10 protein-coding genes are annotated in these 14,594 nt (G+C 64.4%); 7 read left to right on the forward strand and 3 right to left on the reverse strand.

The genetic code is table 11. The annotated features are described in order from the left end of the window. Positions 1–77: 77 nt before the first annotated feature. A complete protein-coding gene (locus tag ACEN42_RS05375) occupies positions 78–2,945 on the reverse strand; it encodes a valine--tRNA ligase (RefSeq protein ID WP_187605651.1) in 2,868 nt (955 codons plus the stop codon). A 195-nt stretch (positions 2,946–3,140) separates the two neighbouring features. Between ACEN42_RS05375 and ACEN42_RS05380 the strand changes: the two genes are divergently transcribed. The 5 genes from ACEN42_RS05380 (at position 3,141) to ACEN42_RS05400 (ending at position 9,059) form a co-directional block, all read left to right on the forward strand. Next, entirely contained in the window at positions 3,141–5,501 is a 2,361-nt protein-coding gene (locus tag ACEN42_RS05380) for a UvrD-helicase domain-containing protein (RefSeq protein WP_371880820.1), read from the forward strand. A 2-nt stretch (positions 5,502–5,503) separates the two neighbouring features. Then, positions 5,504–6,256: a 5'-methylthioadenosine/adenosylhomocysteine nucleosidase gene (locus tag ACEN42_RS05385; RefSeq protein WP_371880821.1), complete on the forward strand. Its 753-nt coding sequence runs from the start codon at positions 5,504–5,506 to the stop codon at positions 6,254–6,256. 118 nt (positions 6,257–6,374) lie between these two features. Then, positions 6,375–6,569 carry a hypothetical protein gene (locus ACEN42_RS05390; RefSeq protein ID WP_371880822.1) on the forward strand — a complete coding sequence of 65 codons (195 nt, stop codon included), beginning with the start codon at positions 6,375–6,377 and terminating at the stop codon, positions 6,567–6,569. Positions 6,570–6,621: 52 nt separating this feature from the next. Then, positions 6,622–7,071, forward strand: a complete 450-nt coding sequence (locus ACEN42_RS05395) for a hypothetical protein (protein WP_222946526.1) — start codon at positions 6,622–6,624, stop codon at positions 7,069–7,071. 95 nt (positions 7,072–7,166) lie between these two features. Further along, positions 7,167–9,059 (forward strand): propionate--CoA ligase, encoded by a 1,893-nt coding sequence (locus ACEN42_RS05400; RefSeq protein ID WP_371880823.1) that lies wholly within the window; start codon positions 7,167–7,169, stop codon positions 9,057–9,059. Positions 9,060–9,135: 76 nt separating this feature from the next. Here ACEN42_RS05400 and ACEN42_RS05405 read toward each other — a convergent pair whose 3' ends face one another. Further along, positions 9,136–10,392 carry an MFS transporter gene (locus ACEN42_RS05405; RefSeq protein ID WP_371880824.1) on the reverse strand — a complete coding sequence of 419 codons (1,257 nt, stop codon included), beginning with the start codon at positions 10,390–10,392 and terminating at the stop codon, positions 9,136–9,138. Between the two features lie 345 nt (positions 10,393–10,737). Here ACEN42_RS05405 and ACEN42_RS05410 point away from each other — a divergent pair, with 345 nt between their 5' ends. Beyond that, positions 10,738–12,402, forward strand: coding sequence for a methyl-accepting chemotaxis protein (locus tag ACEN42_RS05410; RefSeq protein ID WP_371880825.1), 1,665 nt, complete (start codon positions 10,738–10,740; stop codon positions 12,400–12,402). Positions 12,403–12,559: 157 nt separating this feature from the next. Next, a complete protein-coding gene (locus ACEN42_RS05415) occupies positions 12,560–13,003 on the forward strand; it encodes a hypothetical protein (RefSeq protein ID WP_371880826.1) in 444 nt (147 codons plus the stop codon). Positions 13,004–13,038: 35 nt separating this feature from the next. Here the strand turns inward: ACEN42_RS05415 and ACEN42_RS05420 are convergent, their stop codons facing one another. Further along, positions 13,039–14,511: an HDOD domain-containing protein gene (locus ACEN42_RS05420; protein WP_371880827.1), complete on the reverse strand. Its 1,473-nt coding sequence runs from the start codon at positions 14,509–14,511 to the stop codon at positions 13,039–13,041. Positions 14,512–14,594 lie beyond the last annotated feature (83 nt).

The raw sequence follows: 14,594 nt of genomic DNA on the forward strand, positions 1-14,594 counted from the left end.
TGATGACCCTGATCCTCTTAATTCACTGAAACGTCGAGACAACCGGAACGGATCGATAAATGATTCGAACCCCCAATTCAAGCCGGCAGACGCAATAATTGGGCCTGAAGTTTCTCGATAGTGGTTCCGTATTCTGCCAGCCTTTTGCGCTCCTGTTCAACGACAGCCGCCGGCGCTTTTGCAACAAAGCTTTCATTCCCGAGCTTCGCGTTACATTTTGCGATCTCGGCAGTCAGACGGTCCACTTCCTTCGTGAGACGCTCGCGCTCCGCGGCGACATCGATCTCGACCTTCAGCACGAGCTTGCTCGTGCCGACGATCGCGACCGGCGCACCGTGAGCTTCCTTGTCGAGAGCGGCTTCGTCGTCGATGATCTTCACTTCGGAAAGACGCGCGAGGGCGGCGATATACGGCGCGAACGCGGAGAGGCGCGCCGCGTCGCCGTGCGCGAGCAACGGCACCTTCACCGCGGGCGACAGATTCATTTCGCCACGCAGATTACGACATGCATCGATGACAGTCTTCAGTTCGGCGGCCCACTGTTCTGCGGATTCGTCGATTTTTTTCTGCGCGGCGCGTGGGTAGGGCTGCGTCATGATCGACACTTCGCCTTCCTTCGCACCCGACGGGAACGCGTCCGTCAGCGGGGCGACCTTCTGCCACAGCGCCTCGGTGATGAACGGAATGATCGGATGCGCGAGGCGCAGCACCGTTTCCAGCACGCGCAACAGCGTGCGGCGCGTCGCGGTCTGCTGTTCCGGCGTGCCCGTCTGGATCTGCACCTTCGCGAGTTCGAGATACCAGTCGCAGTATTCGTCCCACACGAACTTGTAGATCGCGCTCGCGACGTTGTCGAATCGATAGTCCGCGAAGCCTTTCTCGACTTCCGCTTCCACGCGCTGGAGCAGCGACACGATCCAGAAGTCGGCCTGCGAGTAATCCGTGTAGCCGCCCGGACCGCAATCGCCCGGCTTGCATGCGCCCGGATTCGCGAAACCGCAATCGTGGCCTTCGCAGTTCATCAGCACGAAGCGCGTGGCGTTCCACAGTTTGTTGCAGAAGTTGCGATAGCCCTCGCAGCGCGCGAGGTCGAAGTTCACGTTGCGGCCGAGCGTGGCCATCGACGCCATCGTGAAGCGCAGCGCGTCCGTGCCGAACGACGGAATGCCTTCGGGGAATTCCTTGCGCGTCTTTTTCTCGATCTGCGCGGCGGCCTTCGGGTTCATGAGGCCCGTCGTGCGTTTCGCGACGAGTGCTTCGAGATCGATGCCGTCCACGATGTCGATCGGGTCGAGCGTGTTGCCCTTGCTCTTCGACATCTTCTGACCTTCGGCGTCGCGCACGAGGCCATGCACATAGACGGTGTCGAATGGCACCTTTCCGGTGAAGTGCGTGGTCATCATCACCATTCTGGCGACCCAGAAAAAGATGATGTCGAAGCCCGTCACGAGCACGGAAGAGGGCAGGAATGCGTCGAGTTCCTTCGTCTCGTTCGGCCAGCCGAGCGACGAGAACGGCACGAGCGCGGACGAGAACCACGTGTCGAGCACGTCTTCATCGCGCTTGAGCGAGCCTTTGTAGCCTTGCGCGTCGGCATCGGCGCGGGCTTCTTCTTCGGTCTTCGCGACGAAGATCTCGCCGTTCTCGCCGTACCACGCGGGAATCTGATGGCCCCACCACAACTGACGCGAGATGCACCAGTCCTGGATGTTTTCGAGCCACTGATAGTACGTGGTGGTCCAGTTCTCCGGCACGAACTTGATCTGGCCGCTGCGCACGACATCGAGCGACGTTTCCGTGATCGACTTGCCCGGATTGAACGTGCCTTCGGGCGCGGCCTTCGTCATCGCGACGAACCACTGGTCCGTGAGCATCGGCTCGATCACGACCTGCGTGCGATCGCCGCGCGGCACCATCAGCTTGTGCGGCTTGACGGATTCGAGCAGGCCGAGCGCTTCGAGATCCTTCACGACTTCCTTGCGCGCGTCGAAGCGGTCCATGCCGCGATACTTCTCGGGCGCGTTGTCGTTGATCTTCGCATCGAGCGTGAGAATCTCGATCTGCGGCAGCTTGTGGCGCTGGCCGACGGCGTAGTCGTTGAAATCGTGCGCGGGGGTGACCTTCACGACGCCGGTGCCGAATTCGCGATCGACGTATTCATCGGCGATGACCGGGATTTCGCGGTCGCACAGCGGCAGCACGACCGTCTTGCCGATCAGATGCCGATACCGCTCGTCTTCCGGATGCACCATCACGGCGACGTCGCCGAGCATGGTTTCGGGGCGCGTCGTCGCAACCGTGAGATGGCCCGAGCCGTCCGGCAGCGGATACTGGATGTGCCACAGGCTGCCGTTCTCTTCCTCGCTCACGACTTCCAGATCCGACACGGCCGTGCCGAGCACCGGGTCCCAGTTCACGAGGCGCTTGCCGCGGTAGATGAGCCCTTGCTTGTACAGCGTGACGAACACGTCGCGCACGGCGGCCGACATCTTGTCGTCCATCGTGAAGTATTCGCGCGACCAGTCGATCGACGCGCCCAGGCGGCGCACCTGATTCGTGATGGTCGAACCGGATTGCTGCTTCCACGCCCAGACGCGCTTCAGGAATTCCTCGCGGCCGAGGTCATGGCGCGAGACGCCTTGCGCATCGAGCTGGCGCTCCACGACGATCTGCGTCGCGATGCCCGCGTGGTCCGTGCCCGGTACCCACAGCGTGTTCTCGCCGAGCATGCGGTGATAGCGCGTGAGACCGTCCATGATGGTCTGATTGAACGCGTGCCCCATGTGCAGCGTGCCGGTGACGTTCGGGGGCGGCAACTGGATGGAGAAATTCTTCGCGCCCTCTTTGAACGTGGGAGCGGAAAGCCCGCGTTTTTCCCATTCCGGGCCCCATTGGGACTCGATGTTTTGAGGCTCGAAGCTCTTCGCAAGCGTGCTGTCGCTCATTGTGGAATCTGCCGAAAAATGCGTGAAAAAATGCGGGGGAATCCCCAATTATAAGGTTGCGCGCGCGACGTCGGACGAATTCGGCCCGTGGGCGCGCACCTCCGGCCGGCCGGCGACTCCATCGGCGCGGTCTTATAATGACCGGCCTGTCGCCAGAATTATTTCTGGCCCGCTCTCCTGCCGCTGCACTTTCCCATGCCCGACCTGCTCGCGAATCTGAACCCCGAACAACTCGCCGCCGTGACGCTGCCGAACGAGCCCGCGCTCATTCTCGCGGGCGCCGGCAGCGGCAAGACGCGCGTGCTCATCACGCGCATCGCATGGCTGATCCGGCAGGGCTATGCGTCGCCGCCGACCGTTTTGGCCGTCACCTTCACGAACAAGGCGGCGCGCGAAATGATGGCGCGCCTTTCGGCGCTCCTGCCGATCGACACGCGCGGCATGTGGATCGGCACCTTTCACGGCCTGTGCAACCGCATGCTGCGCGCGCATTACCGCGACGCCGGCCTGCCGCAGACCTTCCAGATCCTCGATACGGCCGATCAGCTTTCCGCCATCAAGCGTCTGATGAAGGGCCTGAACGTCGACGACGAAAAGTATCCGGCGAAGAACCTGCAGTACTTCATCAATAACGCGAAGGAGCAGGGCCTGCGTCCGAAAGACGTCGATGCCACCGACGCGTTCAATCGCAAGTTCGTCGAGCTTTACGAAGCCTACGATCAGCAATGCCAGCGCGAAGGCGTCGTCGATTTTCCGGAGTTGCTGCTGCGCTGCTACGAGCTGCTCGCGCACAATCCGCCGCTGCGCGCGCACTATCAGGCGCGCTTTCGCAACATTCTCGTCGACGAGTTTCAGGACACGAACAAGCTGCAATACGCATGGCTGAAACTGCTAGCGGGCGAACATAACGCAATCTTCGCGGTCGGTGACGACGACCAGTCGATCTACGCATTCCGCGGCGCGAACGTCGGCAACATGCACGACTTCGAGCGCGAGTTTCGCGTGCGCAATCTCATCAAGCTCGAGCAGAACTACCGCTCGCACGGCCATATTCTCGATACGGCGAACTACCTCATCGCGAACAACGCGCGGCGGCTCGGCAAGAATCTGCGCACCGACGCGGGCCACGGCGAGCCGGTGCGCGTCTACGAATCCGCGACGGATTCGCAGGAAGCGGGCTGGATCGTCGAGGAGATCAAGGCGCTCATCAATACGGGCGTGTCGCGCGGCGAGGTCGCGGTGCTTTATCGGAGCAATGCGCAGTCGCGGACCATCGAGCACACGCTCGTGAACGCGGGCATTCCGTATCGTGTGTACGGCGGCCTGCGCTTCTTCGAGCGCCAGGAAGTGAAGCACGCGCTCGCGTATCTGCGTCTGATCGACAATCCGAACGACGACACCGCGTTCGCGCGCGTCGTCAATTTCCCGACGCGCGGCATCGGTGCGCGTTCCATCGAGCAGGTCGCCGACGCCGCGCGTCTCTATAACTGTTCGATGGCCGCCGCCGTGCCGTATGTCACCGGCAAGGCGGGTTCGAGCCTCGGCGCGTTCGCGACCCTCATCGCGAAGATGCGCGCCGAGACGCAGCAGATGAGCCTGCCGGAAACGGTCGAGTACGTCGTGCGCACGAGCGGCCTCGCCGCGTTCTACGAAGGCGAGCGCGAAGGTCAGGACCGTCTCGAGAACTTGCAGGAACTCGTGAACGCGGCGGCGGCGTTCGTCAGCGAAGAAGGCTACGGACTCGATACGCCCGCGCGCTCGATTCCGCTACGTCCGGGCGCTACGGCTCTGCCGGAGATCGTCAGCGACGACGGCGAGATCGAAGTGCTCGACGCACCCAACATCGCCGACCCCGCGCAGAATCCCGACACGATGACGCCGCTCGCCGGCTTCCTGTCGCACGCATCGCTCGAAGCCGGCGACAACCAGGCGCAGGCCGGCCAGGACGCCGTGCAACTGATGACCGTGCACGCGGCGAAGGGCCTCGAATTCACGGCGGTGTTCATCACCGGGCTGGAAGAGGGCTTGTTCCCGCACGAGAACAGCGCGCAGGAATCGGACGGGCTGGAGGAAGAGCGGCGTCTCATGTACGTGGCGATCACGCGGGCGAAGGAACGGCTCTATCTGTCGTTCGCGCAGAGCCGCATGCTGCACGGCCAGACGCGCTACAACATCCGCTCGCGTTTCTTCGACGAATTGCCCGAAGGCTCGCTCAAGTGGCTCACGCCGAAGGTCGAGGCGGGCGCGCGCTGGGGCGGACGCGCCGACAACGCCGGCTGGGGCCGCGACTGGTTCGCGCGTCCCGGACAGGAGCGCGGCGGTTCCACCTACGGCGCCGCTCAGTCGAGTCCGGCCCTGCCCGCGTTCGCCAACGAGCAGCGCGCGGCGGAGGGCGGCTTCAAGGTCGGCCAGGCCGTGTTCCACACGAAGTTCGGCGAAGGCACCGTGACGGCGCTCGAAGGCTCCGGCGGCGATGCGCGCGCGCAGGTGCGCTTCAAGCGCCACGGCGAGAAGTGGCTCGCGTTGTCGGTGGCGAAGCTTCAGGCCGTCGAATGAACATGAAGCGGCTCGGGATCATGGCGGCGCTGCCGCAGGAACTGGGCGACCTGATCGCGCAGATGCAGGCGGCGGGCGAGGTTCGCACGGTCACGCTCGGGCGGCGCGAGTACTACGTCGGCGATGCGCACGGCCGGGCCGTCGTGGTCACGCTCGCGCGCATCGGCAAGGTGGCCGCGGCGGCGACCGCCAGCGCGCTGATCCACGTCTTCGACGCCGATGCCATCGTCTTCACGGGCGTCGCGGGCGGCGTTCGCGCGGATGTGCAGGTGGGCGATGTCGTCGTCGCGGATGCGTTGATGCAGCACGATCTCGATGCGTCGCCGCTCTTTCCGCGCTACGAAGTGCCGCTGCTCGACCGCGCGCGCTTCGACGCCGATCGCCCGCTTTCCGATGCGCTCGCCGCAGCCGCCGACGCGTTCATCGCCGCAGAAGGCGGCGCGCTGGCGGAACGCTTCGCCGTTGCCGCGCCGCGCGTGCATCGCGGGCTGGTCGTGAGCGGCGATCGCTTCATCGCGAGCCACGACGCGCTCTTCGCGTTGCGCGATGCATTGCCGCACGCGCTCGCGGTCGAAATGGAAGGCGCGGCCATCGCGCAAGTCTGCTACGAGCACGACGTGCCGTGCGCGGTCGTGCGCACGATCTCCGATACCGCCGACGCCGCAGCGCCCGCATCCTTCGCCGAATTCCTCACCTCGATCGCCGCGACTTACTCGTCGGGCATCCTGTCGCGATTTCTGCGCGACGCGGCCTGATTCACCGGCCGCGCCCGCGTTCCCTCGCTGAAATTCCCGCTTGTAGTTGAGAATGATTCTCAATACAATGACTCGCACGACGTGAGGCAGTCATCGAGCAAACGGGAGGTCCGACGACATGACCAACGATTTCACCGCCATCGGCATGATTTCGGCGAACGCCGCCAAGGTGCTCGAAACGACGCGCCGCGCGTGGAACGAGGCGTCGGCTCAGGCGCCGAAGAAGGCGACGCAACGTCCGCCGCGCGTCACGCAACCGAAGAAACGCGTGGTGCGCGGCGTTCGCGCTGGTCGTCGCTCGTCGCCGCGCTGAACTACTGGAGCCCGAAACCGCTGTGAACGCCGCCGATTCCACTTCGAAATCCATGACGCCTTCCTCGCTCGCGCTCGACGCGCGCTTTTTCGACGCGAGCCGTTTCCCACTCGTGCGCCTGCGTCCGCGCGCCGTGAAACCGGGTTACGCGTTCGCGTGGAGCACGCAGATGCGGCGCCTCGTGGCGCTCTCGACGCCCTTCGTGCTGGTGGCCGAGCACGACGAAAACGAAACCGCCGACGACGCGCGCCTGCGCGCCGCCTGGATGCGCACGCATCGCGCGATGCTCGCCGCGTACTGCCGTGGCCTGATCGTGATCGAGCCGCGCATCGCGGCGCGCGCCACCACGCGTGAGGCGTTGCGCGCGCTCACCGAAGGCTGCGGCGTGCGCACGGTCGTCGTGTCGAGCATCCGGGTCGCGGGCGAGCTTGCGCCGGTGCTGCTGAAGCATTCGGCGTCCGAGGCCGCGCCCGTTCCCGCTACGCGAAGCCGGGCGATCTGAACGATCCGATCGATCAGGGCGCGCCCTGTCTAGCACGGGTTTGTTGGCTGCTCTATTCTGTGAGGCCAGCCAACGCCGTTTTGCAGAGGACGCGCATGCCGACTTACCAGGAAGCGTATCGACGGTCCATCGACGAGCCCGAAGCGTTCTGGGCCGAACAGGCCCGACGCATTCATTGGCAGACTCCGTTCGATCAGGTGCTCGACCGCAGCAAGCCGCCGTTCGCGCGCTGGTTCGTCGGCGGCAAGACCAATCTTTGTCACAACGCGGTGGATCGGCATCTGGCGTCGCGCGCGCAACAGGACGCGCTCGTCTATGTGTCGACGGAAACGGGCATCGAGCGCCGCTACACCTACGCCGAACTCCATGCCGAAGTGAACCGCATGGCCGCCGTCATGCGTTCGCTGCATGTGAAGAAGGGCGACCGCGTGCTCATCTATCTGCCGATGATCCCCGAAGCGCTCTTCGCGATGCTCGCGTGCGCGCGTATCGGCGCGGTTCATTCGGTCGTGTTCGGCGGCTTCGCGGCGCCGAATCTCGCGGCGCGCATCGATGACGCCGAGCCCGCGCTCATCGTCACCGCCGATGCCGGCGCGCGCGCAGGCAAGGTGATCGACTACACGCCGCTCGTCGACGAAGCCCTGTCGCGCGCCGAATACAAGGTGCCGCAGGTGCTGCTGATCGACCGGCAGCTCGCGCCCGAGCGTTTGCAGGCGAGCTATCTCGTCTCCTACGAGCCGCTGCGCGAACAGTTCTTCGATGCCCACGTGCCCTGCGAATGGCTCGAATCCAACGAGCCTTCATACGTGCTCTACACGTCCGGCACGACAGGCAGGCCGAAAGGCGTTCAGCGCGATGTCGGCGGTTATGCGGTGGCGCTCGCCGCATCGATGGAGCACATCTTTCGGGGCGCGCCGGGCGACACGATGTTCACCGCATCGGATGTCGGCTGGGTCGTCGGGCACAGCTACATCATCTATGCGCCGCTCATCGCCGGCTTGACGACCGTGATGTACGAAGGCACGCCGATCCGCCCCGACGGCGGCATCTGGTGGCGCCTCGTCGAGCAGTACAAAATCAACCTGATGTTCACCGCGCCGACCGCGATCCGCGTGCTCAAGAAGCAGGACCCGGCGTTGATGGAGAAATACGATCTGTCGAGTCTGCGCGCGCTGTTTCTCGCGGGCGAACCGCTCGACGAACCGACCGCGCAATGGATCCAGAGCGCGTTGAAGAAGCCCGTCATCGACAATTACTGGCAGACGGAAACCGGCTGGCCGATGATCGCGATTCCGCGCGGTATCGAGGAACTGCCGACCAAGCTCGGCTCGCCGGGCGTGCCGTCGATGGGCTTCAACCTCAAGCTGCGCAACGAAGCGACGGGCGATGAGTGCGCGCCGGGCGAGAAGGGCGTCGTCACGCTGTCGTATCCGTTGCCGCCGGGCTGCATGCAGACCGTCTGGGGCGACGACAAGCGTTTCATCGATACCTACTGGGAGAGCGTGCCGAACCAGATCGTCTATTCGACCTTCGACTGGGGCGTGCAGGACGAAGACGGCTACGTGTCGATTCTCGGGCGCACCGATGACGTGATCAATGTCGCGGGGCATCGGCTCGGGACGCGCGAGATCGAGGAGGCGTTGTCGGCGCATCCGGCGGTGGCCGAAGTGGCGGTCGTCGGTATCGCGGATTCGGTGAAGGGACAGGCTGCCGCGGCGTTCGTCGTGCTGCGCGATGCGGATCGCATCAATGCGCCGGGCGCGCGCGAGGGCATGGAGGCGGAGCTTTGCCACGCGGTAGATTCGCAACTCGGCGCGATCGCGCGTCCGGCCAGAGTGCATTTCGTGACGATGCTGCCGAAGACGCGCTCGGGGAAGTTGCTGCGAAGAGCGATTGCCGCGCTGGCCGAAGGGCGCGATCCGGGCGAACTGCCGACGATCGAGGATCCGGGCGCGCTGATGCAGGTGAGGGAAGCGCTGGGAAACTGAGCGCCGAAAACGCGACGGGCGCGCGGTCCGCTCAAGGACCGGCGCGCCCGCCGCGACGCATCACAACGTATCGCGATCAGCCCTTCGCGTGTACCTCGTGCGTCTTCGGCAGCAACACCGTCAGCACACCGAGCAACGGCAAGAACGCACAGACCTTGTACACATAGTCGATGCTGGTGGCGTCGGCGAGATGCCCGAGCACCGCCGCGCCGACGCCTCCCATCCCGAACGCGAAGCCGAAGAACAGGCCCGCGACCATCCCGACCTTGCCCGGAATCAGCTCCTGCGCATAGACGAGAATCGCCGAGAACGCCGAAGCCAGCACGAGCCCGATGATCACCGACAACACGCCCGTCCAGAACAGATTCGCATAAGGCATCAACAGCGTGAACGGCGCAACTCCGAGAATCGACACCCAGATCACCACCTTGCGCCCGACCTTGTCGCCGACCGGCCCGCCGATGATCGTGCCCGCCGCCACCGCCGCGAGGAACACGAACAGGTGGATCTGCGCGGCCTGCACCGACAACCCGAACTTGCTGATCAGATAGAACGTGAAGTAACTGGTGATGCTCGCGAGATAGAAATACTTGGAGAACACGAGCAGCACGAGCACGCTCATTGCCATGATGACCTTGTTGCGCGGCAGCGTCGCGTGCGCGACCTGCGCGCGGCCCTTCTTCGTCGCCGGATGACGCTTGTACCAGCGGCCGATATTCGCCAGCACGAACATCGCGACGAGCGCCGCCGCCGAGAACCACGCGATGCTCTTCTGTCCGTGCGGAATGACGATCAGCGCGGCGAGCAGCGGCCCGAGCGACGAGCCCGCATTGCCGCCGACCTGAAACAGCGACTGCGCGAGACCATGTCTGCCGCCCGACGCCATGCGCGCAACCCGCGACGACTCCGGATGAAACACCGACGATCCGCAGCCGACCAGCGCCGCCGCAATCAGGAGCGTGCCGAAACTGCCCGCGATCGACATCAGCAAGAGACCCGACAGCGTGAAGCCCATGCCGACAGGCAGCGAATAGGGCTTCGGGTGCTTGTCCGTGTACAAGCCGACGAGCGGTTGCAGCAGCGAAGCCGTGACCTGATACACCAGCGTGATGAGGCCGATCTGGCCGAACGAGAGCGCGAACTCGGCCTTGAACATCGGATAGATCGCCAGAATCAGCGACTGGATCATGTCGTTCAGAAGGTGCGAGAAGCTGATCGCGCCCAGAACGGAATAAACGGTGCGTTGCGTGCCCGTGGTCGCGGAACCCGCGGCCGTTGCGCCGGCCGATGCGCCGGAAGGCGACAAAGCGCCCTTGTCGATGCTCGTTTGCATGGTGAATGGCTGATGAAAGCGAAAAAGTCCCGGTTTTTGGTCCATTTCAGTGCGGCATTTATGCGCAGGCTGAATTTCTGACAAGTTTAGGATGTCCCCGTTACGTTGTCCTGCCAAGCTTTGTCGCGAATCGGACAGGATAACCGCTGGCATCCCCGATGTTTCGTCTTACGCAACCATTTTTGGCCGGTTATAACAAGCACGGCGGGCGAACGCATGTTCGCTTTCCGATTAAAAAGGCTCAAGAAAGCCGACAAACCTGCCGTACTCCGGTGGGGAGACCAGACCAGGCCAGGGCTTGCCGCACGACGGCTCAGTCCGCAGATCAAATCGGGGAAACGATCGATGAAACTGCTTTCGCTACGCGCCGCAAAAGACGCGGGCTTCGTGGCGCACACCGACGCCGCGGCAACCGAAGAACACACGCGCGAGCGCACGACCAAGCGCGCGCTGTCCGTCAAGGCATCGCTCAGGCTCGCTTTCGGGCTCGTGCTCGCGGGGACGCTCGCCATCGGCGCGATTTCGCTCACGCAGATCAGCCGTCTGAACGGCGCGACCGAATCCATCTACACGCAAGGCTATGTCGCGAGCCGCGCGGCCGAGGAAACGCGCGGCTATCTGCTGCGCGCGAGCCGCTCGCAGAAGATGCTGTTGACCGCATCGACGGCGAAAGAGCGCGACGATCTCGGCGCGCAGATCGAACAGTCGCTCGCGGACATCGGCCGTGAGCAGGCGCAGCTCGCGCAATATATCGATCACGCCGACAAGGACGCGCTCGCGCAGCAAAAGAGCTTCTCCAGCGCGCTTTCGAAATGGAGCGAGAACCTGCGCACCTTCGTCAAGCTCGTGAAAGAGCAGCCGCTCGATCTCTCGCAGATGAACTGGCAAGTCGGCACGCAGGACGTGTCGCTGCTCGTCGAAACGGGCAAGCTCGAAAAGATGGTCGACGATCTCGTCGCGCGCCGCGGCGCTGCTGCCAAGGCGACGATCGATTCCGCCGCGTTCATCTTCCACTCGTCGTTCGTGATGGTGCTCGGGCTGACGCTCGCGTTGTTCGTGCTCGCGATCGTCGTCTCCGAATGGGTCGTGCGGCGTCTCGCCGGACAGCTCGGCGGCGAGCCTGGTTATGCGAAGGACATCGCGCGGCGCATCGCGTCGGGCGATCTCGCGTATCCGGTCAGGCTCAAGCGCCGCGACGATGCCTCGATGCTGCACGCGCTCGCGGAAATGCAGGCGGGCCTTTCGTCGACCGTCGGCGATATCGCCGCGAGCGCGGAGGCGATCGCATCGGCGTCGAGCGAAATTTCCACGGGCAACGTCGACTTGTCGCGCCGTACCGAAGAGCAGGCGGTCGCGCTGGAAAAGACCGCGGCCAGCATGGAGCAGCTCACGTCGACGGTTCGTCAGAACGCGGACAACGCGAAGCAGGCGAGCACGCTCGCCGCGAACGCATCGGCGATCGCGGAGAAAGGCGGCGCGGTCGTCGGCCGCGTCGTCGAGACGATGCAGCGTATCGATGCGAGCGCGAAGAGCATCGGCGACATCATCGGCGTGATCGAGGGCATCGCGTTTCAGACCAACATCCTCGCGTTGAATGCGGCGGTGGAAGCCGCGCGCGCGGGCGAGCAGGGACGCGGCTTCGCGGTCGTCGCGGGCGAGGTGCGCAGTCTCGCGCAGCGCTCGTCGTCGGCGGCGAAGGAGATCAAAGGGCTGATCGGTACATCGGTGTCGCGCGTGTCGGACGGCTCGACCTACGCGCAGGAAGCCGGTGCCACGATGGAGGAAGTCGTGAAGGCGGTGCGCCGCGTCACCGACATCATGGGCGAGATTTCGGCGGCATCGGCGGAGCAGAAGACGGGCATCGAGTCGATCGGCGAAGCGGTCACGAAGATGGACGCGAACACGCAGCAGAACGCCGCGCTCGTCGAAGAAGCGGCCGCGGCGGCGCAATCGCTCGACGATCAGGCGCGCGCGCTGAAGTCGCTGGTCGGCAAATTCCAGTTGGCCTGACGCGAGACATCGATATAGAATCGCGGACGGGCGCGGCAGGGCGCCCGGTCTCGCGAAAGTCTTGGGCACTTGCCACGCAACACATCAATTCTGGATCGAACCGCAACGTCGAACCTTTATAGCCGCAGCGAGAACGGCGCAACAAAGGAACAACGTCATGTGGTCAACATCCTGTCCGATCTCTTCTTCCGTTTCCAATAGCGACTTTCTGCGCGAACACGCGCGGCGTCTGCTTCGTCATGCGCGCGACGGCGACACGAGCGCATCCATGCCCGTCTTGCGACGCCTGCTCGCGGCAAGCGTCACGCGCGCGGAACGTCTCGCCGACCTGCACGCGATCCGCGACGATCTGCAACTGAAGCATCTTCTTGCGATGCTCGCCGCCGAACTCGGCTACGCGAGCTGGGACGCCTGCAAGCTCGATATCGACGGGCAGCCCGGCGCGGCGATCGACCGTTATCGGCTCGACGCGGGTGCGTTCAACGACTACGAAAAGAACTGGTTTGCGAACGAGGCGGACGCGCTCGAATGGCAGCGCGCGCACGGCGGCTATATCGTGCGATACGGCGAGCAGGCTGTGGCGATCCTGAAGCGGGAATAAGGCAGAAAGGCTGATGCGCGCAGGAGGGAGGCCGGTCAGATCAGCTCGACTTCCTTCCAGTTCGCGCTAAGGAAAAAACGGCTGAGCTCCTTCGTGAGCTCGTTCAGCGCGCTCATCTCGGGCGCCGAGATCTTGCGCACGTGCTGCGGGGACGTCCAGTCGCCGTAGATGAGCGCGACGGTCGAATCGTTCGATTTCACCGGCAGCAGCACGAAAGCCTGCGCCTCGCCGAGCGTGTCCTTGTACCAGCGCGGCAGGCGTGCGTCGATACGCGCATCGTGTGCGTTCTCGATGAAGATGCCGACCGGATTCGTGATCGCGAGATGGAACACGTCGGGCCGGAACTCCGCGGAAAAGTGCAGTTGCGGCAGCATCGGCTCGACACCGCCACCGAGCGCGAGACGCGCCTGGAACTCGTTGTTGGCCTGGCGCACGAACACCACGGTGCGCGACAGATGCAGACTCCCGAGAATCGATTCCGATGCCAGCGCGAGCGCCGGCGCGAGCGCATTTTTCGTCGGCAACGAGCGCAAGTCCTCCACGCTCGCGCCGATGCGCGCCTCCGCCGATACCTTCGCGCGCGCCATTGCATCGGCGTTCGCCTGCAGTTCGGAGATTTCGCGGATCACGCCGTCGCTCGCTTCCTCGTTCGCGAGCGCAAGGCTCATCGCGGTGAGGGTGTCCGCGTCGGTCTTGAGCGGGCCGCTGTAGCGGCTGGCGATATCGAGCAGCACCGATTCGCGGCCTTCCACGGCGGTGTTCTGCGCGGTGAGCGCGTCGGCGACTTCGGTCGAATAGTTGGAGATGGCGCGCAGCCAGCGCACGTGCTTCGGCACGGTTTCATCGACGGGCGCGTTCGGATCGGTCGCGCGCATGCCTTCGCGGATCGTTTCCGGCAGCCGCCAGCGATCCGCGGCTTCAAGACCGATTTCGTCGAAGGTGACGCCCAGAAGCGCGGCGCACGCGTCGCTGTCCGGGATGTTTTCCGACGCCGCCTTGCGCCGCAACTGATCCCACTCGTGTTCGAGATAGAACGCGACGAGCAGCTTGCCGATCTGCCGCATCAGCGTACAGACGACCGCTTCCTCGGCGGAGCGCAGATCCTTGTGCTCGGTGAGTTGCCGCGCGACCGCGCCCGAGAGCAGGGTGCGGTTCAGTTCGAGCTTCGCGTCGATACGGCGCGGCGCGCTCTGATGGAAGTGATCGACGAGCTTCAGTCCCACGACGAGATGGCCGACCGCGTCCATGCCGAGCACCATCAGCGCGCGCGTGACGGTGGTGATGTTGCCACCGAACGCGATGTACATCGCCGAATTGGCGAGGCGCAGCACCTTCTGCGTGAGGCCGACGTCCGACAGCACGACATGCACGAGCGACGTGAAGTCGAGGTCGTTGTCGTTCATCGCGGACACAGTGGTGCGCAGCGCCTGAGACAGCATGGGGAAGTCCCCGCGCTCGCTCATGCGCGCCCACAGCTTGTCCAGTAGTTCGGCCTTGGTGCGTGCCATTGCTAAAAGTTAAAAGCCTGTTCGTTACGCGACGGCTAACCCGAGGCGGCCCTGCAAGTTCAATCCGCCCTGACAACGAAATG

This window comes from Caballeronia sp. S22 (assembly GCF_964261745.1).
In the GTDB taxonomy this organism is placed as follows: Bacteria; Pseudomonadota; Gammaproteobacteria; order Burkholderiales; family Burkholderiaceae; genus Caballeronia; species Caballeronia jiangsuensis.

Bases quoted from the DNA above. Each gene is read 5' to 3' on its own strand.
- ACEN42_RS05375 (WP_187605651.1), bottom strand. From the start codon at position 2,945: ATGAGCGACAGCACGCTTGCGAAGAGCTTCGAGCCTCAAAACATCGAG.
- ACEN42_RS05380 (WP_371880820.1), top strand. From the start codon at position 3,141: ATGCCCGACCTGCTCGCGAATCTGAACCCCGAACAACTCGCCGCCGTG.
- ACEN42_RS05385 (WP_371880821.1), top strand. From the start codon at position 5,504: ATGAAGCGGCTCGGGATCATGGCGGCGCTGCCGCAGGAACTGGGCGAC.
- ACEN42_RS05390 (WP_371880822.1), top strand. From the start codon at position 6,375: ATGACCAACGATTTCACCGCCATCGGCATGATTTCGGCGAACGCCGCC.
- ACEN42_RS05395 (WP_222946526.1), top strand. From the start codon at position 6,622: ATGACGCCTTCCTCGCTCGCGCTCGACGCGCGCTTTTTCGACGCGAGC.
- ACEN42_RS05400 (WP_371880823.1), top strand. From the start codon at position 7,167: ATGCCGACTTACCAGGAAGCGTATCGACGGTCCATCGACGAGCCCGAA.
- ACEN42_RS05405 (WP_371880824.1), bottom strand. From the start codon at position 10,392: ATGCAAACGAGCATCGACAAGGGCGCTTTGTCGCCTTCCGGCGCATCG.
- ACEN42_RS05410 (WP_371880825.1), top strand. From the start codon at position 10,738: ATGAAACTGCTTTCGCTACGCGCCGCAAAAGACGCGGGCTTCGTGGCG.
- ACEN42_RS05415 (WP_371880826.1), top strand. From the start codon at position 12,560: ATGTGGTCAACATCCTGTCCGATCTCTTCTTCCGTTTCCAATAGCGAC.
- ACEN42_RS05420 (WP_371880827.1), bottom strand. From the start codon at position 14,511: ATGGCACGCACCAAGGCCGAACTACTGGACAAGCTGTGGGCGCGCATG.